22 protein-coding genes, 2 tRNA genes and 1 riboswitch are annotated in these 22,398 nt (G+C 40.5%); of the genes, 13 read left to right on the top strand and 11 right to left on the bottom strand.

The window, feature by feature from the left end; all coding sequences use genetic code 11:
- Positions 1-38: 38 nt before the first annotated feature.
- Complete coding sequence (locus tag POD11_RS10195; RefSeq protein ID WP_262457108.1) at positions 39-1,751, bottom strand: electron transfer flavoprotein-ubiquinone oxidoreductase; 1,713 nt, start codon at positions 1,749-1,751, stop codon at positions 39-41.
- Between the two features lie 187 nt (positions 1,752-1,938).
- Between POD11_RS10195 and POD11_RS10190 the strand changes: the two genes are divergently transcribed.
- The 5 genes from POD11_RS10190 to POD11_RS10170 all read left to right on the top strand — a co-directional run bounded on the left by POD11_RS10190 (position 1,939) and on the right by POD11_RS10170 (position 6,342).
- The gene (locus POD11_RS10190) at positions 1,939-2,550 is read left to right on the top strand and encodes a DUF1285 domain-containing protein (RefSeq protein ID WP_262457107.1); all 612 of its coding nucleotides are present in this window, start codon (positions 1,939-1,941) and stop codon (positions 2,548-2,550) included.
- A gap of 46 nt (positions 2,551-2,596) precedes the next feature.
- Positions 2,597-3,463: a glutamate racemase gene (gene murI / locus POD11_RS10185; RefSeq protein ID WP_025470392.1), complete on the top strand. Its 867-nt coding sequence runs from the start codon at positions 2,597-2,599 to the stop codon at positions 3,461-3,463.
- A gap of 116 nt (positions 3,464-3,579) precedes the next feature.
- On the top strand, positions 3,580-4,584 hold the full coding sequence (locus POD11_RS10180; protein WP_262457131.1) for a DUF4062 domain-containing protein: 1,005 nt from the start codon (positions 3,580-3,582) through the stop codon (positions 4,582-4,584).
- A 73-nt stretch (positions 4,585-4,657) separates the two neighbouring features.
- Positions 4,658-5,674 (top strand): ferrochelatase, encoded by a 1,017-nt coding sequence (hemH, locus tag POD11_RS10175; RefSeq protein WP_262457106.1) that lies wholly within the window; start codon positions 4,658-4,660, stop codon positions 5,672-5,674.
- Positions 5,675-5,697: 23 nt separating this feature from the next.
- Complete coding sequence (locus tag POD11_RS10170; protein ID WP_262457105.1) at positions 5,698-6,342, top strand: MBL fold metallo-hydrolase; 645 nt, start codon at positions 5,698-5,700, stop codon at positions 6,340-6,342.
- On the opposite strand, the gene POD11_RS10165 is transcribed toward POD11_RS10170, so the two are convergent.
- Complete coding sequence (locus POD11_RS10165) at positions 6,339-6,533, bottom strand: DNA gyrase inhibitor YacG (RefSeq protein WP_016144208.1); 195 nt, start codon at positions 6,531-6,533, stop codon at positions 6,339-6,341. The two genes, POD11_RS10170 and POD11_RS10165, sit on opposite strands and share 4 nt — an antisense overlap.
- 87 nt (positions 6,534-6,620) lie before the next feature.
- On the opposite strand from POD11_RS10165, the gene POD11_RS10160 reads away from it, so the two are divergent.
- From POD11_RS10160 to crcB, 4 genes are all read left to right on the top strand, one after another.
- Positions 6,621-7,259, top strand: a complete 639-nt coding sequence (locus tag POD11_RS10160; protein WP_224992355.1) for a tRNA (guanine-N(7)-)-methyltransferase — start codon at positions 6,621-6,623, stop codon at positions 7,257-7,259.
- A complete protein-coding gene (locus tag POD11_RS10155) occupies positions 7,249-8,454 on the top strand; it encodes a TIGR03862 family flavoprotein (protein WP_262457104.1) in 1,206 nt (401 codons plus the stop codon). Before POD11_RS10160 ends, POD11_RS10155 begins: the two co-directional genes overlap by 11 nt.
- 78 nt (positions 8,455-8,532) lie before the next feature.
- The gene (locus POD11_RS10150; RefSeq protein ID WP_062849598.1) at positions 8,533-8,943 is read left to right on the top strand and encodes a GFA family protein; all 411 of its coding nucleotides are present in this window, start codon (positions 8,533-8,535) and stop codon (positions 8,941-8,943) included.
- A gap of 45 nt (positions 8,944-8,988) precedes the next feature.
- Positions 8,989-9,055, top strand: a riboswitch (Fluoride riboswitch).
- 124 nt (positions 9,056-9,179) lie between these two features.
- Positions 9,180-9,560: a fluoride efflux transporter CrcB gene (crcB, locus tag POD11_RS10145; protein WP_057105397.1), complete on the top strand. Its 381-nt coding sequence runs from the start codon at positions 9,180-9,182 to the stop codon at positions 9,558-9,560.
- A gap of 502 nt (positions 9,561-10,062) precedes the next feature.
- On the opposite strand, the gene POD11_RS10140 is transcribed toward crcB, so the two are convergent.
- The 3 genes from POD11_RS10140 to POD11_RS10130 all read right to left on the bottom strand — a co-directional run bounded on the left by POD11_RS10140 (position 10,063) and on the right by POD11_RS10130 (position 12,301).
- The gene (locus POD11_RS10140) at positions 10,063-10,395 is read right to left on the bottom strand and encodes a HopJ type III effector protein (protein WP_262457103.1); all 333 of its coding nucleotides are present in this window, start codon (positions 10,393-10,395) and stop codon (positions 10,063-10,065) included.
- 251 nt (positions 10,396-10,646) lie between these two features.
- Entirely contained in the window at positions 10,647-10,901 is a 255-nt protein-coding gene (locus tag POD11_RS10135; protein WP_002114896.1) for a type B 50S ribosomal protein L31, read from the bottom strand.
- 101 nt (positions 10,902-11,002) lie between these two features.
- Positions 11,003-12,301 carry an ABC1 kinase family protein gene (locus POD11_RS10130; RefSeq protein WP_262457102.1) on the bottom strand — a complete coding sequence of 433 codons (1,299 nt, stop codon included), beginning with the start codon at positions 12,299-12,301 and terminating at the stop codon, positions 11,003-11,005.
- 257 nt (positions 12,302-12,558) lie between these two features.
- Between POD11_RS10130 and POD11_RS10125 the strand changes: the two genes are divergently transcribed.
- Both POD11_RS10125 and POD11_RS10120 read left to right on the top strand, forming a co-directional pair.
- The gene (locus POD11_RS10125) at positions 12,559-13,806 is read left to right on the top strand and encodes an SfnB family sulfur acquisition oxidoreductase (protein WP_262457101.1); all 1,248 of its coding nucleotides are present in this window, start codon (positions 12,559-12,561) and stop codon (positions 13,804-13,806) included.
- 32 nt (positions 13,807-13,838) lie between these two features.
- Entirely contained in the window at positions 13,839-15,089 is a 1,251-nt protein-coding gene (locus POD11_RS10120; RefSeq protein ID WP_262457100.1) for an acyl-CoA dehydrogenase family protein, read from the top strand.
- A 35-nt stretch (positions 15,090-15,124) separates the two neighbouring features.
- On the opposite strand, the gene abeM is transcribed toward POD11_RS10120, so the two are convergent.
- Both abeM and POD11_RS10110 read right to left on the bottom strand, forming a co-directional pair.
- Positions 15,125-16,471, bottom strand: coding sequence for a multidrug efflux MATE transporter AbeM (abeM, locus tag POD11_RS10115; RefSeq protein ID WP_262457099.1), 1,347 nt, complete (start codon positions 16,469-16,471; stop codon positions 15,125-15,127).
- A gap of 32 nt (positions 16,472-16,503) precedes the next feature.
- Positions 16,504-16,965, bottom strand: coding sequence for a DMT family transporter (locus POD11_RS10110; RefSeq protein WP_016142322.1), 462 nt, complete (start codon positions 16,963-16,965; stop codon positions 16,504-16,506).
- A gap of 116 nt (positions 16,966-17,081) precedes the next feature.
- Here POD11_RS10110 and hemW point away from each other — a divergent pair, with 116 nt between their 5' ends.
- Positions 17,082-18,236, top strand: a complete 1,155-nt coding sequence (hemW, locus tag POD11_RS10105) for a radical SAM family heme chaperone HemW (RefSeq protein ID WP_262457098.1) — start codon at positions 17,082-17,084, stop codon at positions 18,234-18,236.
- Positions 18,237-18,284: 48 nt separating this feature from the next.
- Here hemW and POD11_RS10100 read toward each other — a convergent pair whose 3' ends face one another.
- Positions 18,285-19,040, bottom strand: a complete 756-nt coding sequence (locus POD11_RS10100) for an SDR family oxidoreductase (protein ID WP_262457097.1) — start codon at positions 19,038-19,040, stop codon at positions 18,285-18,287.
- Between the two features lie 110 nt (positions 19,041-19,150).
- Here POD11_RS10100 and POD11_RS10095 point away from each other — a divergent pair, with 110 nt between their 5' ends.
- Positions 19,151-20,047: a LysR family transcriptional regulator gene (locus POD11_RS10095; RefSeq protein WP_262457096.1), complete on the top strand. Its 897-nt coding sequence runs from the start codon at positions 19,151-19,153 to the stop codon at positions 20,045-20,047.
- A gap of 63 nt (positions 20,048-20,110) precedes the next feature.
- On the opposite strand, the gene POD11_RS10090 is transcribed toward POD11_RS10095, so the two are convergent.
- The 3 genes from POD11_RS10090 to POD11_RS10080 form a co-directional block, all read right to left on the bottom strand.
- A tRNA-Lys gene (locus POD11_RS10090) sits at positions 20,111-20,186 on the bottom strand.
- Positions 20,187-20,208: 22 nt separating this feature from the next.
- Positions 20,209-20,284, bottom strand: a tRNA-Lys gene (locus POD11_RS10085).
- Between the two features lie 120 nt (positions 20,285-20,404).
- Positions 20,405-22,246, bottom strand: a complete 1,842-nt coding sequence (locus POD11_RS10080; RefSeq protein WP_224992346.1) for a long-chain-acyl-CoA synthetase — start codon at positions 22,244-22,246, stop codon at positions 20,405-20,407.
- Between the last annotated feature and the right edge of the window lie 152 nt (positions 22,247-22,398).

Here is a 22,398-nt window from a genome sequence, read left to right as displayed (position 1 = left end):
ACGACTAGCAAAGCAACGCTTTGCCGTGTCGCAAGGAATTACATATTAGGGTAATTCGGACCACCACCACCTTCCGGTGTTACCCATGTGATGTTCTGAGATGGGTCTTTAATGTCACAGGTCTTACAGTGAACACAGTTCGCTGCGTTAATCTGGAAGCGTTTAGAACCATCATCATTTTCCATGATTTCGTAAACACCAGCAGGGCAATAGCGCTGTGCAGGCTCGTCCCATTTCGGTAAGTTTACATTCACTGGAATTGAAGGATCTGTAAGCTTCAAGTGAGCTGGCTGGTTTTCTTCATGTACAGTGTTTGAGATAAACACAGAAGATAAACGGTCAAATGTAAGCTTGCCATCTGGTTTTGGATAGTTTGGCTTGAAGCTGGTTGCATCAACAGTTTTCAATACAGCAAAGTCTTGCTTCAAGTCATGTAAAGTGAATGGAACTTTAAAGACATTCTGGTCGATAAAGTTAAATGCACCACCCATCCATTGACCAAATTTATGCATTGCTGGGCCAAAGTTACGAGAGTTATAAAGCTCTTCTTTTAACCAGCTGTTGTTAAATTTGTCAGTGTATGAGGTTAATTCTTTAGTGAATAAATCTTCGCCTTCAGTAACGCGCGCAATCGCAAGGTCACCGCCTTTTTCTACACCGGCAGCAATAGCTTCAAATACAGCTTCACCACATAACATGCCTGATTTCATGGCAGTGTGTGAGCCTTTGATTTTTGCAAAGTTTAAGAAACCTGCATCATCACCAATTAAGCAGCCGCCTGGGAAAGTTAGTTTAGGCAATGAGTTGAAACCGCCTTTCACTACCGCACGTGCGCCGTAAGAAATACGCTTACCACCTTCTAAATACTGTTTAATCAGTGGGTGAGTTTTCCAGCGCTGCATTTCCATAAATGGATACATGTGTGGATTTTCATAAGATAAGTCCACGATCATACCCAAAGTAATTTGGTTGTTTTCAGCGTGGTATAACCACCAGCCACCAGAAGACGCTGTTTCAGCTAAAGGCCAACCTGCACCGTGCATGACTAAGCCCGGTTTATGTTTTGCTGGATCAATTTCCCAAAGCTCTTTAATCCCGATACCGTAATGTTGAGGATCAGCATCTTTATCAAGGTTGTATTTCGCAATCAGGCGTTTACCTAAATGACCACGGCAACCTTCAGCAAAGAGAGTATATTTAGCGTGAAGCTCATAACCTGGGGTAAAGTTATGCGTTGGTTCGCCATCTTTACCAACACCCATGTCACCAGTTTGAATACCTTTTACAGTACCATCTTCATGGTAAAGCACTTCAGATGCAGCAAAGCCAGGGAAGATCGAAACTTCTAGCTCTTCAGCTTTTTGACCTAACCAGCGAACCACGTTACCTAAAGAGATCACATAGTTACCGTCGTTGTGCATGGTTTTAGGAACCATCCAGTGAGGTACTTCTTTTGAGGTGGTGTCTGAAAGTAAGAAGAATGTTTTGTCTTCAGTTACAGGTACGTTTAAAGGCGCGCCTTCATCTTTCCAGTTCGGGAAAAGTTCATTGATGGCACGTGGCTCAAGCACAGCACCAGACAAGATATGCGCACCTACTTCAGAGCCTTTTTCAACTACACAAACAGAAAGATCGGGTAAGTTTTTTTCAATCGCTAATTGACGGATCTTAATCGCAGCAGATAGACCTGCAGGTCCTGCACCTACGATGACAACGTCAAACTCCATCGATTCACGTTCGATGTGTTCCATGTAGGACTCCTCAATACTTAAAGGTGGCAACCGTCATATTCAGAAAATTCGGTGCTGCCGTGAGTGTTTTAATCCATAGGCGCAAATATGCTATTGTGCCTTTTATCGTTTGGGCTAGTATAGTTTTAAACCATGATCTAGCCAATTGGCTGAGTCGTAACATTTTTTCGTCAGCAAGGCATAAACTATGGTAAATCAAAATAATTCACCATCGGATATGGGAAAAATACCGTTATCTGATGATAAAAACTTAATGAACATTGCACAATACTTAAAAGGTGTACAGCAAAGTCACAAAAGGTCAATTCCACCTTTAGAGCAGTGGCATCCAAAGCATTGCGGCAAAATGGATTTGACGGTGAAATCCAATGGAGAATGGTGGCACGAAGGTCAATTAATCAAGCGCCAAGCTCTATTAGATCTGTTTACCAAAGTCCTATGGAAAGAAGATGGTAAATTCTACCTGAAAACCCCTGTAGAACAAATTGAAATCGAAGTTGAAGATGAACCTTTATTAGTCAATCAGGCAGATCAGGTCGAAATTTCAGGTGAGCAGTTTTTACAACTGACCACGACCAATCAAGATGTGATTTTAGTTGATGCAGAACATCCAATTTTTATGCGGGAATATGCAGGGGAGTTACGCCCTTATGTGCATGTGCGTTTTGGGATTAATGCGCTGATTCAACGTCAGGCTTTCTATCATTTGGTGAACTATGGAACACTGATTGAAAACGATAAAGGTGAAACCATTTTAGAGCTAAAAAGTGGTAATTTGCTCTTGCAATTAGGCACTTGAGGTTTAAGCTTTAGGGAGTGAAATTTTCTGACACTTCAGTACAGCTATGACCGCCATACAACCTTTATTTTCCGAGCTAGAACCTATGCCTAAAGCATCAGCAGATGCCCCAATTGGTATTTTTGATTCGGGAATTGGAGGAATGTCAGTTGCAGCAGAAATTGCCAAATATTTGCCAAACGAACGTATTGTGTATTATGCCGATACGGCCTATGTTCCTTACGGCCCACGCTCTGATGAAGAAATCAGGGAACTTACGGCTCGAGCAGTCGATTGGCTATATCGTCAAGGCTGTAAAATTGCAGTCGTAGCCTGCAATACAGCTTCCGCTTTTAGCCTTGATCATTTACGTGAGCATTATGGAGAACACTTTCCAATTGTGGGATTGGTTCCAGCATTAAAACCTGCTGTATTACAGACACGTTCTAAAGTGGTTGCCGTGTTGGCGACACCTGCAACTTTTCGGGGCCAACTCATTAAAGATGTGGTCGAGAAGTTTGCTGTTCCGGCAGGTGTTAAAGTGATGACTTTAACCAGCCTTGAACTTGTTCCTTGTGTCGAGGCAGGTCAGCAAATGGGTGAGACATGTTTAAAGGCATTAAAAGAAGTTTTACAGCCTGCTGCTGAGCAAGGTGCCGACTATTTAGTGCTTGGTTGCACGCATTATCCTTTCTTAAATCAAGCAATCCATCATCTTTTTGATAACCAATTCACACTGGTTGATTCTGGGTTGGCAGTTGCCCGACAAACAGCCCGTATTTTAATAAAAAATGAGTTATTATGTGACCAAATAGGTCAGAATGTTGCACGTATTGAATGTTATGTCAGCGGTAATAATGCTGAGGCACTGCAACCTGTTTTACAACATATGATTCCACAAGAGTTAACTTGGACACTTCATAATCTGAACTGATCGTTTAGCATCATTTAGAAAATAGTGTTTTTTAGATTTATTATTTTATTTGGGGCGGTTCATGATCTTGGCTGATATTAAGTCACGGATAGATCATGGGGCGGAAGGGTATTGTTATGCTCGATACACGCTATCAGATTTTTATTTCAACATCCGGTCGCGACATGCAGCCAGAGCGGATGGTTTTGTCTCAAACCTTGGTCGGGATGGGTTTCTTTGCTTGGGGACTAGAACATCGAACGCCTTTAACAACCACACTTGCACGTCGACAAATTGATGAATGTGATTATGTAATCTTACTTTTAGGCAGCCAGTATGGAGAACAGTCGATTTCTGGTGCGAGTTATTTGTCTTTAGAATATGAATATGCGTTAAGTCAGGCTAAACCCATTATTGTGTTCATGCATGAGCAACTTGAAAGCCGTGAAATACATTTACAAGAAACACATCCACAGCTTAAAGATAAATTTCTCGCATTTAGAAAAAAGTTATTACTTGATGCAAACCATATTTTTTACTTTAAAAGCCTTCGTGACTTAGAGCTAGCTGTCCGTTTAAATATGCCTTTAATGGTTGAGCAACATATAGGACAAGGTTGGATTCCTGCTCATCAAGCTCAACACTTAGAAGATGAAATTAAGCTATTAAAAAGTAAAATTTTGCAGTTAGAGCAACAGTTGGTAGAGTCATCAGCTCAAGTCAATGAAGTTGCTCCTCAAGATGTTTTTGCATTTGAATATCAAATTCAAGCATTTCAGGATGGCAACTTTAAAGAGCTTAAACGACAGAGGCAAATGACGTGGTCTCAGTTACTAAGCATATTGGCAAAGCAGTTTGAAACACCGATGCCAGAAGAGAGCTTTGGAACTTGTCTCAATGAATATCTCAATCATGCTGGGCTAGAAGATGCTCGTCAGGAGCTGCCAAGAGCACATGCGGTGGCTGGTGCTCAGATTAACCATAAGGCGTTGTTCCGCATTAAAAAGCAAATGCGATCGCAAGGCTGGATTGTTCCAACTCAAACTGAACAATCCTATAACTTATGGAAAGTTACAGCTAAAGCTCAAAAGTTATTACTTAGCTATAAATGGAGCCATCGGGGTACTCGATTAAAAGCTTAGAGCGATTCAATTTATATATAACAATAAAAGCTGTTACATTAATGCCATAAGATGAATTGAAAGGCATTTACACATGTCGTTTGAACAAAAACCGAAAGTTACTGTCATTTTAGCGAATTTAGGTACACCGGATGAGGCGACTGTGCCTGCGGTGCGCCGTTTTTTAAAGCAGTTTTTATCTGATTCACGCGTGATTGAAATACCAAAATTTATTTGGTGGATTATTTTAAATCTGTTTGTTTTACCTTTTCGACCGAAAAGAGTAGCGCATGCCTATGCTTCGGTATGGTCAACAGATTCACCCATGCGTGAAATTGTGTTTGAACAAACCAAACGTGTGCAGGCTTATTTACAGCAAGAAAATAATCAGTTTGATTTAACCGTGATACCAGCAATGACCTATGGTAATCCGGGTATTGATACAGTATTAGAAAAACTGGCGTCTAACCCGCAAGAGCATGTCATTCTATTGCCTTTGTTTCCTCAATATTCTGCAACTTCTACAGCGCCGTTATACGATGCGTTTGCGAAGTGGATTCCGGCCCAGCGAAACTTGCCGGGTCTAACGATTATTAAAGACTATTATCAACATCCCATGTTTATTCAGGCATTGGCAGAAAGTGTTTTAGCTTACCAAGAGCAACATGGGAAACCTGAAAAACTGTTGATGTCATTTCATGGTATTCCACAGCCTTATGCAGATAAAGGCGACCCTTATGCAGATCGTTGTCGTATTACCGCAAAGTTAGTCGCTGAAGCTTTGCATTTAAAAGATGATGAATGGGCAATTAGTTTCCAATCACGCTTTGGAAAACAAGAGTGGGTGAAACCTTATACAGACCAGCTTTTACAAGATTGGGCGAAGCAGGGTGTTAAGTCTGTTCAGGTATTAAGCCCAGCTTTTTCTGCCGACTGTTTAGAGACACTTGAAGAATTAGCCATTCAAAATGCTGAGTTGTTTCAAGAGGCGGGCGGTGGTAGCTATGCTTATATTCCTGCTTTAAATAGCGATCAAGCTCACATTGATTTGCTTGCAGGGTTACTTCAGGCTAATCTTGATGCCCTTACTTATACCTTAGCCCACCGTTAATTGCGTTTTAGCCAGAGGTCCTTATGCTGCAAGTCAAAATTGTTCCAGTTACTGCATTTGCCCAAAACTGTTCCCTTGTTTGGGACAGTGAAACCAAAGAAGCAGTTTTGATTGATGCGGGTGGTGACGCTTCGGTTTTGAAAGAAGAAGTAGAAGCCTTAGGTTTAAAAGTGAAAGCTCTTTGGCTCACTCACGGACATTTAGACCATGCTGGAGCGGTAGGAGAGCTTGCTAAAGAATGGAATGTTCCGGTTATTGGGCCGCATAAAGAAGATCAGTTCTGGCTGGATATGATTCAGGAAGTTTCAGCACGTTATGGCTTTCCAATTCCACGGCCAGTAAAAGTCGATCAATGGCTTGAAGGCGGTGAAGTGCTAAAACTGGGTGAAGATGAGTTTGAGGTGCGTTTTGCGCCGGGTCATACACCAGGACATGTCATTTTCTATAATAAAAACCATGGATTACTTTGGACAGGCGATGTCCTGTTTAAAGGTTCGATTGGAAGAACAGACTTCCCGCGTGGAAACCATGAACAACTCATTGAATCGATTAAACGTGAATGTTTTAGTTTGCCAGATGATACTCAGTTTATTTCAGGACATGGTCCGATGAGTACCATTGGCTATGAAAAACAATTTAACCCATTTGTCGCGGGCAAAGCAGGTTAATCCTCGTAATCATCTTCATTTTGACTACCCTTGTCATGCTGAGGCGCATCTTGGGTAGGCAGTTTATATTCATCGTTTGCCCACGCCCCTAAATCAATGAGTTTACAGCGCTCTGAACAAAACGGACGAAATTCATTACCTTCCCAAACACTTGGTTCACCACAACGTGGGCAGGGGAATGTACGTGGCATAAAGCAATATCCTCAAAGTGAAGAGAAATAGATTAGGCAAAAGTCAGGTGACTTGTTAGACTTATGCCGATTTTTATTTAGTTTGATGTGATTATGCAGATTCGTCAATTTCAAGCACAACGTATGCAAGCGCCTCGCGATTTTACCCCAATTGAAAATAACCCGATTTGTGTAGAAATTGGAGCGGGCAAGGGTAAACATGCTTTGCTATTTAGCGGGCAACAGCCACAGCACACATTGTATGCAATTGAACGAACCCGAGAAAAATTCTTGGCAATGCAAAAACAGCATGGACTGGAACCAAGAGATAACTTAATCCCTGTACATGCAGATGCTTTACCGTGGGTGGTACATGCTTTGTACCCCGCCCAAGTTGAACATTTCTTTATTCTCTACCCAAACCCAGAACCGCATAATCCAGCACAGCGCTGGTTGAATATGCCATTTTTTGAGTTCTTAATCTCACGCTTGCAAACAGGTGGAACCATTACTCTGGCAAGTAATATCCCTGAATATATTGAAGAAGCAGAACAACAATTAATTAATGTCTGGAAACTGCCTTATCAAAAAGAAAAAATTGCTCAAACATCTGCACGTACTCATTTTGAAATTAAGTATTTAGAACGTGGCGAGCTTTGTCAGCAGCTCATTATGACCAAGCCTGAAGGTTATAAAACTCGATTTGATGAGTTTGCACCACTGCAAGGGCAAACACATGGCGAATAAGCGGGTTGCCATTATCGGTGCTGGTCCGGCTGGTTTAATGGCAGCTGAGGTGCTCAGCCAATATACTTATGATATTGACGTGTATGAGCAAAAACCTTCAGCGGCACGTAAGTTTCTAATGGCAGGTAAAACAGGGTTAAACATCTCGCATGCTGAACCTTTAGCGCAATTTATTGAACGTTATGATCGTGCAGAATGGCTCAAACCTTGGGTTGAAAAATGGGATGCAGTCTGGATTCAAAGCTGGATGAAAAATCTGGGAATAGAATCCTACGTTGGCACCTCAGGTCGCATTTTTCCTGTCGAAATGAAAGCGGCTCCTCTATTACGTGCTTGGCTAAAACGTTTGGCAGAACAGCAAGTTAAATTCTTTTATCGTCATCGTTGTATTAATTTACAAGGTACAACAGTAACTTTAGAAAATCAGAATAATCAAAACAGCGAGACTTTTACCCAGCAATACGATGCAGTGATATTGGCATGTGGAGCGGTGTCTTGGTCACAATTGGGTAGTGATGGCGCTTGGCAACAATGGCTAGATCAATCCAATATTGAACCTTTTCAGCCAAGTAATGCAGGAGTATTGCACGCTTGGTCTACCTTTATGGAAAGCTGTTTTGGTGAGCCTTTAAAGCGTATCAATGCTTGGGTTGAACCCGGCCAAGTTACACATGGCGATATTGTGATTACTCACTATGGGTTAGAAAGTGGTGTTATTTATAAACTGGGACGTGTCTTACGAGAACAGCAAAAACAAGGGAAAAGCTTAAATCTGTTTTTAGATCTATTGCCTGATGTAGAGCTTTCACAGTTAATTAAAAAATTGCAGGCTAGCAAAAAACAATCGCTCACTAATATATGGCGTAAAGCTGGCTTAGATACAGCTAAGATTAACTTAGTCAGAGAAGTGGTTGATAAAGCACTATGGAACCAACCCAATGTTATGGCTCAGCAAATCAAAGCTCTTCAAATCAACTTAGAAGGTTTTAGACCTATTGAGGAAGCGATTAGCTGTGCTGGTGGTGTTAAGCAAAATGCATTAACTGAAAACTTAGAGTTTAAACAAACCTCAGGGGTATTTTGCTGTGGCGAAATGCTGGATTGGGATGCTCCTACAGGTGGATATTTACTTACCGCATGCTTTGCTACAGGGCGAGCGGCTGGTGAAGGCGTACATTCATTTCTAGAGAAATAACAGCTTGATTTGGTGCTATGTTTGATATGTGAAAAGTGGTAATTTTGAACAATCAATAAAAATAGGATTTACGAGATCATGTCTCAAGCATCACCAGTCTATCAGGGAAGTTGTTTATGTCAGGGTATTCGCTACGAGATTAAAGGCGATATCGGAGATATTATTCAATGTCACTGTCAACGCTGCCGAAAATCTAATGGAACAGCATTTGCCACGAATGCTCCTGTTAAAAGTACAGATTTTAAAATTACCCAAGGTGAAGACCTAGTCAAAAAATTCGCGGTGAATGGTGTGTACCGTTGGTTCTGTAGCGAATGTGGTTCACCGCTTATTAGTTCGCGTGATGCGCAGCCTGAACTGTATCGTTTAAGAATTGGGACGCTTGATACACCGCTCGATCAAAAGCCGACAATGCATATTTTTGCTGCTTCTAAGGCAGAGTGGGAATGTATTCAGGATGACTTACCGCAATATGATGAACGCCCATGATTTTAAAAAGTATGTTTTAATCAAATTTTAGATGATTTAATATACTTAAAGTGGGGAGATGGCATTCCTCCTCTGAAAAACCGCCGGATTGGCTAATGATGCCTACGTTACCCTCATGTATTGATATCGCTGGGTACGTAGGTTATTGCGTACTCTGCTTATTTTTGGAGTACGCCATGTCATATTTCCCTTCATTATTTTTTGCTCTTTTAGCGTCTATCTAAAGGGGTGGTTTTATGTATTACTCTCTACTTTCAATTGCTTTAGGTTCGGTTCTAGGGGCATGGCTGCGTTGGTTTTTAGGTTTAAAACTCAACCCGATCTACCCGCAAATTCCACTCGGTACTGTCACTGTTAATTTAGTCGGTGGCTTTATTATTGGTTTTGCGATTGCCTATTTTTCTCAAAGTGATTTAAGCCCTAACTATAAACTTTTTGTGATTACCGGTTTTTGTGGTGCTTTAACTACCTTTTCAACGTTCTCCATTGAGATTGTGACTTTATTACAAAGTGGCAAATTGGGAATGGCGATGTTGGGGATTTCTATTCATTTAATTGGGTCTTTAATTTTTACGTGTTTGGGATTGGCGACTTATTATTGGGTAGCGGGGCATTGAGTTTTTATATTTAAGAATTGAGTATGATTTCAAGTTGTGAGAGCCCATCGAAGTTGAATGTTGAGTAGGATTTTCACGACGGAGTCTTACGGTTGAATTATCTAATGGGAGCAGCTAATTAAGTTACTTTGGTTTTGCCCAAAGTAATCAAAGGCATCTGTCATTCGCAGAACCTGTTCACTGAATCCATTTATCTTATGCTTTGCAAAAACGATCTTTTATTGACACCACGCAGGCTGCGAATGACGTTATCGCGTATTAAATGTAAGGGGCTAATAAAATAATTAAGAAAAATAAGGCATTTACTATCGTGACAGACCGCATGGATGCCGTCGTTTCGCTGTGCTACATGTATGTAGCATCAGCGTAACAAAGGATTTTTGTTACTTTTCATCCTTGAAAAGTAAGCTTAGCCTATACAATCCATCATTTGGATATCACTTCCTTTTAAGGCAGTGCTCATAATAAAAATTAAGACGTTTCTATTATTTATTTAAATCTATTATTTTTCAGTTAAAGCCTGACCTTCAAACTTCACGCCATCCCAACCATTTTGCATAAACTGTCGAATATTTTGATGATCAGTTCCCTCAGGGGTCGCTAATACAGATGCGTAATGTTCTGCAAACAAACTTAAAGTTTGTGCTTGGTCTAAACCTTGTAACTTAGCAAAAGAGAAAACTTTCGCACTGCCTTGATTTTCAGTTGCATCGTTATGCTGTGCACCATTTTGAAAAGCTGTTGGAGTGTGTTGGTAACGTGCTTCAATATGAGCTAAAACGTCTGAAAATTTTGCTGTGCCTGCTTGTAATTGGGCAAGTAACTCTTGTGCCATTATCTTAAATTTCCTATCAAATGAGGGTTTAAGCATAGCATCGAATAGCAATTTTGAAAGCTCGACGAATACAAAAAAATAATGAGTTGTGGGAAAAATAAGAAGCGTTTTTAGACAAGTTGTGGATAAGTTCTCTTTTATACACAACATAAAAAGATCGCAAAAATACACATAAAAAAAGAAGCCTAAGTGGAGGAGATAGTCTTAGGCTTCCAATGATTTAAGTGTATTAGTCAAATCTTAACGTAAGATTAACTCTTACGATTAAAGCGAGCGAAGCGTTTATTAAAGCTTGCTACACGGCCTTCGTTACTTGCTTGACGTACTTCACCTGTGTAGAAAGGGTGAGATGCACTTGAAATATCAAGGGTTACATAAGGATAGACTTTTCCTTGATATTCTTTGGTTTGTTTAGACTGAAGAGTACTACCAATTAAGAAGTACACATCTGCATTGGTGTCATGAAATAACACTTGTTGATAAGCAGGATGAATATCTTTACGCATGAGAGATTGTCCTAAATTATTTTTGATTAAAGAAATGTTATAACATAACAATTGAAAAGTCAATGTAACCCCTAAAAGGCTACACTGATCAGTAAATTAAGTTAGTTAGAAGGCGGGACAAGCTCTTCAAATAAATCGTTCAGATTGTCATGTACTTTTAAGTGAATCAGGTTCCAGTAGTGTCCTGAAATGGTTCTGTTGACCATCAAAGTGTCTGGTGAAGGCTTAAAGACATCCCAGTACTTCAAAGATTTTTTCACAAGTAACATGCCATCATGGTGCGATGAGTTCTCGGCAAAATCATAAGTGGTGGTAAGCGGGCGTAATAACACTTCAATCCAGAGTTTATATAGATCGGTTGGGAATTTGCCTTTTTCAGAAATTGAATGTAGCTCAAGTAACTCAGTTTCAATCAAATCAATATTTTCATGGCGAGCTGCATTTACTAAGCGTTTAAAGCTATACACAATTTCATTTGAAAGTGTTTTAACACTGCCATAGTCATAAATAATGACACTACCGTCTTGGCGGAAGGCAAAGTTACCCGGGTGAGGGTCACAGTGAAAACGTTTTAAAAAGAACATTTCCTGACCTAAAGCACGAATCAGGCGACGTCCAATCGTATTTCGAATTTCAATAGGCCATGCACTGGCAGTTTCAATACTGTCACCTTGTTCGAGGCTCAAAGTTAAAATGCGCCGTGAAGAATAATCTTTATAAACGGTCGGGATGATGATTTTGTCATCTAACTGGCTATGAAATGTTTTAAAAACTTCAAGGTTTTGAGCCTCAATTTCATAGTTAAGCTCTGCTGAAAGACTATCTTGAATTTCTGCAAAAAGCTGATCTTGTAGTTTTTTATCAATTTTAAGTACACCCATTAAACGCAGTGCCAAACGTACTTGTTTTAAGTCACTTTCACAGGCTTCATCAACACCTGGATATTGAACCTTAACTACAACTTGCTCACCGCTAGGCAGCACAGCTTTATGAACTTGTCCAATTGAAGCAGCGGCAAAAGGTTCGCTATCAAAAGACTTAAAGGCAACATTCAGCGGTTTCCCAAGTTCACGTTCAACTTGTTGCTGAATTGCAGCAAAGGGCATGGCTGGGGCTTGGCGTTGTAGTTTTGAAATTGCTTTAGCGACTTCGGGCGGGAAAATATCTTTATATTGCGATGCAATTTGACCGACTTTCATGACGGCACCTTTCATTTCGCCTAAGGTGTCGGCAATTTGCAAACCAATATCCTGAAATAGCTTGGTTTTTGAAGCCAGCTTTTGCTCTTCGTCTGCGGTCAAGTTTCGAATCGAGTTAGAAACGGTTTTCGTTGCAATGCTCGCGGTCATTCCTGCAAGTTTCATAAATCGTTTGCCAGGTGAACTTGCATTCTTTGCCATATCTTCGATACCTCATTGACTACAACATAATATTGCCTAGTTTTGATCATAGGTGACAAAACTTAAAAAGCCTATATGAAATTGTTTATCTCATGTAAGAAAATTTTCGAAAAACAAAATGTTATTTTTATAGTAAAAAATATGAAAAGCTTTTGAAAATTCATTTCATAAACAAAGCTTTAATATCTATAAAGGGGCTGTTTTTTTGGTGCTAATGTGAATGGCAGGTTAAATAAGAAATAGAGACAATAAAAGTTATGACAAGTTTAAGTTCAGCCCATGGGCGGTCTCAGGCGGTTCCTTTATCTGTGTTTGAGCAGTCAAAAGATGCGCATATTATTCGTTCTGATGAAGAAGCAATTGAGGTTGCCAAACTTCTTGCCCAAGAGTTTGCACAAGAAGCATCTGAGCGAGACAGAGAGCGCCGTTTACCCCTCAATGAAATTCAACAGTTCTCACAAAGTGGTTTATGGGCCATTACGGTCCCTAAGCAATTTGGTGGCGCACAAGTTAAATATCGAACCTTGGCTGAGGTCATCAAAACAATTGCGAGCGTTGATCCATCTCTTGCACAACTGCCTCAAAATCATTTGGCTTTTATTGAACATTTACGTCTTGATGCGAAACCTGAACAACAACAGTTCTTCTTTAATTTGGTGCTAAGAGGAATTCGTTTTGGTAATGCCTTTTCGGAAAAACATAGCAAAACGGTTGCTGACCTCACTACGACCTTACGAAAGACCGAGCACGGTTATGAAATTAATGGGAAGAAATTCTTTGCAACAGGCGCATTGCTTGCACATTGGGTTCCAATTGTCGCTGTAAATGAACAGGGGCAGCCTTATGCGGCGCTAGTTCCTCGGGAAACTTCAGGGGTGAATATTATTAATGACTGGTCTGGTTTCGGGCAACGAACCACGGCTAGTGGTACGGTAGAGTTAAATCAAGTTCCCGTACGTGAAGAATATCTAATTCCGATTTATCAAGCTTTTGAACGTCCTACTCCAGCAGGTGCAATTTCACAATTTATTCAAGCTGCTGTCGATGCAGGTATTGCACGTGGCGCAATTGAAGAAACAATTCACTATGTCAAAAATCATAGCCGTGCATGGGTCGATTCAGGTTTGGAAAAAGCGAGTGATGACCCTTACACAATTGCAAATATTGGTGATTTAAAAATAAAACTGCGTGCAGCAGAAGCGGTATTAGATTTAGCAGGAGATGCGATTGATCAGGCAATTGCCGACACAACAGAAGAGCATGTAAATCAAGCGACATTACTAGTTGCAGAAGTAAAAGTCTTAACCACAGAAATTGCGATTTTAGCAGCGAATAAGCTTTTTGAGTTGTCTGGAACACGATCGACCTTGTCAGAGCTTAATCTGGACCGCCATTGGCGTAATGCTCGCACTCACACCTTGCATGATCCAGTGCGTTGGAAATATCACATTGTCGGTAATTACTACCTCAATGGCATCCATCCACCTCGTCATGCATGGAGCTAAAGTGAAGAAAAAATAAGATTAGGAGAATAAAGATGACAGTTACCCAAATTGAATTAGAAGAATTGTCTGTCGGCGCCGATTATGAAAAGGTCGCAAGTAGATTTCGTCCAGTTTTTGAAAAAATTGCTCAAGGTGCAATTCAACGTGAAAAAGAACGAATCTTGCCTTTTGAACCGATTCAGTGGTTAAAAGAACTGAAATTAGGTGCAGTACGGGTACCCCGTAAATATGGTGGAGATGGGGTGTCATTGCCGCAACTTTTCCAGCTTTTAGCTGAATTGGCGCAAGCAGACTCGAATATTGTGCAAGCTTTACGTGGACACTTCGCTTTTGTTGAAGATCGTTTAGTTGCCCATAAAGAGCATTCGCAGGAGGTTTGGTTTCAGCGTTTTGTGCAAGGTGATTTAGTCGGGAATGCATGGACCGAAGTTGGAAATGTACAGATTGGTGATGTCGTTACACGAGTAACCAAAGATGCTTCGGGTAACTTGGTGGTGAATGGTGAAAAGTACTATTCAACTGGAAGTATCTTTGCTGACTGGATCGATTTATTTGCTTATGATGAAGTGAATGACCGCCATGTAATTGCTGCTATTTATCGTCATGAATCAGGAGTGAGTGTGATTGATGATTGGGATGGCTTTGGTCAAAAGACAACGGGCAGTGGTACTTTAAAAGTAAATCAGGTTCATTTACCAGCTTCGCACCTTATTCCATTTGACCAGCGTTTTAAATATCAAACAGCTTTTTATCAGGTTGTTCATCTTGCAACTTTAACAGGGATTGCGCATGCCGCGGTCGAAACTTTTAGCCAAGAAATACGAGAGCGAAAGCGTATTTTTAGTCATGGTAATGGTGACCTTGTTCGTCATGACCCACAAGTTTTACAGGTGGTGGGTAAAGCCTCTGCTCAAGCCTATGCAAGCCTAGCAATTACGATTAAAACAGCAGAAGCATTACAAAAGGCTTATGTAAGTCACTTTAGTGAGTTAGAGGTAAAAGAGCATCAGTTTAATGTAGATGCAGAGCTTGAGTCAGCCCAAGGGCAGGTGGTGATTTCTAATTTGGTACTGGATTTAACCAGCCAGTTATTTAATGCTTTAGGTGCATCAGCAAGTAGTCAGGTTAAACAACTCGACCGTTTCTGGCGTAACGCACGCACGGTATCTTCGCATAATCCACTCATCTATAAAGAAAAGGTGATTGGAGATTGGGAAGTAAACCGTACCGATTTACCTTTTGTCTGGCAAATTGGAGCAAGCCCGCGGGCCAAGTCTGCATAAAATAAAAAAAAGCCGATGAATAATCGGCTTTTTTATTAGGTTTTGCTTAAACGTTTGGTATTCAAATAAAGCCTTGAAAGTAATAAAACACAAGCAATACTTAAACCAATAATTAAACCTAGCCACACGCCAGCTACACCCCAATGGGTATAACGTGCTAAATAAAGTCCGATAGGGAAAGCAATTACCCAATACGCCATGAGTGTAATCCACATCGGTGCTTGCGTATCTTGCATACCTCTTAAACAGCCTGCGGCACTGACCTGTAATGCATCCATCAACTGGTAAGCCATGGCAAACCAGAGTAAATACATCGCCACAGGAAATACGGTTAAGTCTTGAGTGTACACCGAGACAATTTGTTCACGACCTAGGGCAATAAAAGACATAGTCAATAAAGCAAAAAATATTGCTGTGCTTAGACCAATCTTTTGTACTTGGTACATGGAAGCCCAATTCTTTTCACCATAATAGGTTCCCACACGAATGGTTAAGGCTATGGCAAGTGAAAGTGGAATCATAAACAGCACTGAAGTCACTGAAATTGCAACTTGATGCGCTGCAATAAAGACTTCACCCAATGGACTAAGCACCAATGCGCCTGTACTGAAAATACTCACTTCAAAGAACACGGCTAAACCGATTGGTAGGCCAAGCTGTAAAATTCTTTTAACCCAAGTCAGGTTAATTTTATCGAATCTGCTAAAAATAGAGGTATTTCGATAAGCCGAAGCTTTATAAATATAGCCAGCTAACGTAATCAACATGAGCCACTGTAAAATGGATGTTGCAAAACCACAGCCTGCGCTACCTAAAGCAGGTATTGGCCCCAACCCATGCATAAAAATCATGTTAAGAGGGATTAAAACTACTAAGGCCAGTAAGCTAATTACCGTTACAGGACGTGGATGGCCTAATGCCTCCGAATAACCGCGTAGAGCTGCATACATGGTCACTGCTGGCATACCCAAGCCAATGGCATGCAAGAATAAGCTTGCTTTAGGTCGTAAGCTTTCAGGCACACCAAATACATGCAAGAAAAATGGCATAAGCTGCAAAATGAGCATAGCCATTACGCCTAAAATGACAGCAACCCACAATGATTGACGAACAATGACAGGAATTTGTTCTGTATTTCTTGCACCCTTTGCTTCAGCGACCAATGGTGTGGTTGCAATCATGATGCCACTGAACAGGAGCATGACTGGAATCCATAAACCGACCCCTACAGCAATTGCAGCTAAATCGGTTGCAGATAAATGCCCAGCCATAATAGTGTCAATTAACCCGAATCCTGCTTGAGCAAACTGGGTAATTAAAATCGGTAGCATTAAGTGGAAGAGTTGTTTTAGTTCAGACCGAAAAGATGTGACATTCGACACAAAAGGTACTCTTTTTAAATATAAAAATGAAGCTAACGTTGCAAAGTAAGTACTACACCAACAAAGATGATGACTCCACCAAGAAACCGTTGCCATGTAACAGGTGTTTTTTCTGTACCTAACCAGCCAAAATGATCAAGTAACATAGAAATCACGATTTGCCCAAAAACGACTAACCCTGTAAAGGTTAAAAAACCAAGTTTAGGTGCAGTATAAATGCTCATGCTAATTGCATAAACCCCAAGGAATCCTCCTGTCCAAAGAAGCCATGGAATATTTGATATTTCACTTAAACTCGGTTTTTCGGCACTTTGGAAGAAAACCATAACTGCTAAAACAATAGTACCGATGAAAAATGATAATAATGCCGCTTGTAATGGTGAATGTAACTGCTCACGAAGCTGAGCATTAATTGCAGTTTGAAAAGCCATGGCAACACCGATTCCCAAGGCTAAAGGTAAGAATAGGAAAAGTTGACTAGAGAATTTCATCATTTTTATCAATATTTAAGATTATTTAAATTTAGTCTAAAGCAATTAAGGTATGTTTTCATAAGCCCATTGATGCAGTCATGTTAAAATAGAAATATTGTGTAAATTGGACCTGCTCCTTGGCCGTATTAAACCCTGCTTCTATTCCTTTATCTTTATATATTCATATGCCTTGGTGTGTGCGTAAATGCCCATATTGCGACTTTAACTCGCATGCGGTACCTGATGGGGCGCTTTCGTCAGAGCTTGAGAAAACTTATTTAAAAGCATTGGTGGCCGACTTTGAAACTCAAATTGAGATGGCACAAGGACGTTCAATTCATAGTGTATTTATTGGTGGTGGGACGCCTTCACTTATTTCTGCCAAAGGCTATGCATGGCTGTTTGAACAGCTTAAGTCACGGCTTAACTTTGAAGATGACTGTGAAATTACTTTAGAAGCTAATCCGGGAACACTAGAACATGACCCGTTTGCAGGCTATTTAGAAGCAGGCATTAATCGTTTATCCATTGGTGTACAAACTTTTAATACTGATCACTTGCAAAAGCTTGGACGTATTCATTCAGCAAACAATGCTATGGATGCAATTGAGCAGGCAAGACAAGCAGGCTTTAAGCGAGTTAATGTCGATTTAATGCATGGTCTGCCTGAGCAAACTTTAGAGCAAGCGCTTTATGATTTAAAAGTCGCTGTAGAGCAGGGGGCGACACATATTAGTTGGTATCAACTCACCATTGAGCCAAACACCGTATTCTTCCGTACCCAACCCGTTTTACCTCAAGATGAGGTGCTAGAAGACATTCAAGAGCAAGGTGAGGCCTATCTAAAAGCAAATGGCTTTGTAAACTATGAAGTATCGGCTTGGCGTAAAGAACAACCTTCAGCGCATAACTTAAATTACTGGGAGTTTGGGGATTACCTTGCGATTGGTGCAGGGGCGCATGGCAAAGTGACACGACCAGATGGGGTGTATCGTTTCCAAAAAACCCGTTTGCCAAAAGACTATTTAGCTAAGGTTCCAGCCGAACATCTGCAAATGAAAAAGATAGAGGCAGAAGAGCTACCTTTTGAGTTTACGATGAATGCTTTACGTTTAAATGACGGGGTAAAAGCTGAGTTATATGGGCAGCGTACAGGCTTAAGCTTAGATCATTTAAACGAGGTACTCACTTCACTACGAGCTAGAAAACTTCTGGTAGAGGATAGTTCTCGTTTAGCTTGTACAGAGCAAGGGCATATTTTCTTAAATTCGGTACTTGAAGAATTTTTGTAATTAAATAACAAAGCAAAAGCCGCACAATGAGATGCGGCTTTTTTGATTTTAGCGTGTGGTATAGCCGCCATTTGCAAAAATAGTTTGGCCGGTAATCCACCAACCATCGGTCACCAGAAAGCGAACTAGAGGTTCGATATCTTCAATTTTAGTAAGCCCCCCTAAAGCTGACGCTGATTTATGGTAAGCCACTGCTTCGGCAGATTCCTGTCCATAGAAAAACGGTGTATCCATAGGGCCAGGTGCAACAGCAGTCACAGAAATCTGGCGATTACCAAATTCTTTGGATGCAGCGCGGGTGTAATGCTCAACAGGTGCTTTTAAACCTTCATAGGTTGAATAGAGCCCAGTGTAGGCTGCAAGAAGAGAAGTCACGATTGAACAGATCTTTCCGCCGTCATTTAAATGACGTCCAGCGGATTGAATAAAGAAATAGGCAATTTTTGAGTTGATATCGCTCATGCTATCAAACTCTTGTTCTGTCGTTTCTAAAAATGATTTCTTTAAAACCTTTCCAACTGTATTAATGGCAATATCAATTCCACCAAAATGTTGTTTGGTGTCTACAAAAAGCTTTTCGATGTTCTCGATATTCGTTAGGTCTGCTTGAATTAAAACAGCGTCTGCACCCAATGCTTTAACTTCTGCGAGCGTTTGCTCTGCGTCTGCCTGAGTTTCAGCGCTGTTGTAGTGAATCGCAAGCTTTGCACCTTGCTCTGCAAATTTACGGCTAATCAGCCCACCTAAGTTTTTTGCACCGCCTGTAATCAATACAACTTTATCTTTAAGGGTATGAGTTGTCATGATGTTATTCCTATGATGACTTGTTTTAATGTGTTTTAGTCTAGATTGGCGGTAATTTTTGATCAATTATGCTAGTTTGGTTTAACTATTCAGAAAATACGAACAATTAAATGGATCGGTTGCAGCAATTTTTTATTTTTACAGAAGTCGCTAAACGACAAAGCTTTAGTGAAGTGGCAAATCAGCTTGATTTACCTCGCTCTACAGTGACGAGTGCTATTCAACAGCTAGAAACTCACTATGGAGTACGCTTATTTCATCGGACTACGCGTAAAGTCAGTCTTACTCAAGATGGACAAAGAATATTGCCCGAATGCCAAAACCTGTTATTTGATTATGAACAGCTCGAACAGTTAATACAGACACAAAAGCAGCATTATCGTGGCACGCTAAAAATTTCAATGCCCAGCCGAATCGTGCATCAAGTGATTATTCCTGAACTTCCCGATTTTTATAGCCGCTATCCAGATATCCATTTACAACTTCATAGCTCTGATGACATGACTGACTTAATCGAGAAAGGAATTGATTGTGTTGTTCGGGTAGGACAGCTAGAGAGTAGTAGTTTAATTGCAAAATTTGTTGGTAACTTGATTATGGTGAACTGTGCAAGTGCTGACTATCTAGACCAATATGGCATTCCTGAACAATTAGAAGATCTATCTCAGCACAAACTTATTAACTATGCAGGAGCGGTAGGAGAGAAACAGGGCGTATTTTTATATCAAAATGGAACTGTGATGATGGATAGTGCTTTAAGCGTAAATAATACGGAAGCCTATATTGCAGCGGCTAGTGCAGGTTTAGGAATTATTCAACTTCCATATTACGATGTTCAGGACAAAATTGAGCAGGGAACTTTAGTTGAAGTGTTGAGCACCTACACGGCTCAATCATTACCACTTAATATTCTATATCCGAACCGAAGTTATATTCCTAAACGTTTGGAAATTTTTATGGAATGGGTCCGAGATGTTCTCTATAAGAAATGTATCGTCATCTTTTAGTCATGAAACTAAAATAAGATAACAATAAAAAAAGCCTCTCGCAGTGAGAGGCTTTTTAGAATTTGGTGGGTCGTCCGCGACTCGAACGCGGGACCAACGGATTAAAAGTCCGCTGCTCTACCAACTGAGCTAACGACCCAAATAGGTTCAAAACAGATAAGTGGTGGGTCGTCCGCGACTCGAACGCGGGACCAACGGATTAAAAGTCCGCTGCTCTACCAACTGAGCTAACGACCCGTATCGTTTTGATGTCGCGTATTTTAGCAAGTTATTCAACTAACACAAGAGGAAATTTAAAAACATTTGCATGATTGCCTATAAAAAGCACGATTTCCTCTTGTTTAGCTAAAAAATGAACTAAAAACGGTATTTATACGCCTGAATGTTGTCAAAAATTTCACTTGTGATGTCACAGTAACTGCTTTCACCAGGCAATAATGCAAGTAAACGTTCAGAAGTTTTGCTTGGATTAAACGCATCTTCCTTCAATTTATTCTTTTGGTACTTAAAAGTACCTGTGGTTTCAACTTTAGCTTGTATACGTAAAAACACTGGTACCGCATAAGTAGGTAAGCATTTTTTAAATACAGTCACCATTTCTGTTAAATCAGCGTCATTTAACTCGGCACCATCAGCTAGTGTGATTGCTGCCATACCAGCACGACCATTAGTATTTGGAATTTCTACGCCATAGACAACAGCTTCAGCGATTTTGTCATATTCACACACCATGTTTTCAACTTCGGTGGTAGATACATTTTCGCCTTTCCAGCGGAAGGTATCACCTAAGCGGTCAACAAACTGAGCATGACGGAAACCAATATTACGAACAAGATCACCTGTGTTGAAATATGAGTCACCTTTTTTAAAGACATCTTGCATAATCACAGATTTATTCTTTTCTGGGTCGGTATAACCGTCAAATGGAGAGCGACTGGTAATTTTTCCTACTAGTAAACCGACTTCGCCTGCTTTAACTTTCTTACACCAGCCATTTTTATCGCGTATCGGTTCGTTTTTCTCTTTATCAAACTCAATGATAGCGTATGGCGTAGGGGAGAAGCCTACTGTGTTGTCAAAGTTGAAAATATTACTAAAGCCAACGTTGCCTTCACTTGAAGCATAAAGCTCTAGAACTTCCTGAACACCAAAACGTTGTTTGAATTTATCCCAGATGTTTGGACGCATACCGTTACCAATCATTTTGGTTACACGGTGAGCACGGTCAAGTTCTGTAGTTGGAGCATCCATCAAGTAACGGCAAAGTTCACCTACATAGCCGATTGCAGACGCATTAAACTTCTGTACATCTTTCCAGAATGCACTGGTTGAATATTTACGACGGATGGCAAGGGTAGCGCTTCCTGCAATCACACCACACCAGCAAACAACCACGCCTGTTGCATGATATAGCGGTAAAGTGACATACATCACATCATCTGGACCAAGATTTAAAATATGGCCGTAAGTACCATAGGCGAGTGTCCAACGACTATGTTTAAAAATAACTGCTTTGGGTAAACCCGTTGTACCCGAAGTATAAATATAAAACAGGCCATCATTTCCATGAACAGAATGTGTGGTCGATGGATTGAATTTCGGAAATTGATCAATTTCTATTGCAAGATTGGCATAACCTTGAGGCGCAGTACCCGCGTCTTGACGCGTTGCCTGATCTGCAAACCAATGGAAACGGTCTTGAGGAACGTTTAAGTCTTGACGAATTTCATCAATTGCAGCACGGACTTCTTCACCCGCAATCACTGCAATTGGTTTTACAAGATTGATGCTATGAGCGAGGACTTTACCGACTTGAGATGTGTTCACAAGTGCAATAGTCACCCCAATTTTAGCTAAACCCACAATAGTAGCAATGAGCTCTGAACGGTTCTCAACCATTACGGCAATCACATCACCTTTACGTGCGCCGAGAGATAAATAATAGTGAGAAATCTGGTTAGCCCATTCATTTAAAGCTTCGTATGAGTAACTTTGATCTTCAAATAATAAAGCAGTACCTTTTGGATTTCGCTTAACAGCTTTCTCAAAAGCTACGCCTAATCCAGTTGGTGTATTTGCTGTTCTTAAATAAGCCTGTTTAAGACCATTCAGGATATGGGGTACTTTGGGAATAAAGCTAGGAAGTCTAGTGGCAACATCCCCAAGCGTAATGATATCGGTCTGTGTTGTCTGGCTCATATCAATCCTATTTATTTTTCGATCAATCCAAAAAAGGTTGCGTTGGCAAAAGTACAGTATTTTTCATGGTTCACCATGCTTTTAAAACTTTTCTTCTAGTGCAATCAACCTAATTGGTTAAAAATAACAAAAAAAACCTAGTCATCGAAATG

The sequence above is a fragment of the Acinetobacter sp. P1(2023) genome (assembly GCF_028367635.1).
Classification (GTDB): domain Bacteria; phylum Pseudomonadota; class Gammaproteobacteria; order Pseudomonadales; family Moraxellaceae; genus Acinetobacter; species Acinetobacter pittii_E.
This window is presented reverse-complemented; position numbering and strand designations above follow the sequence as displayed.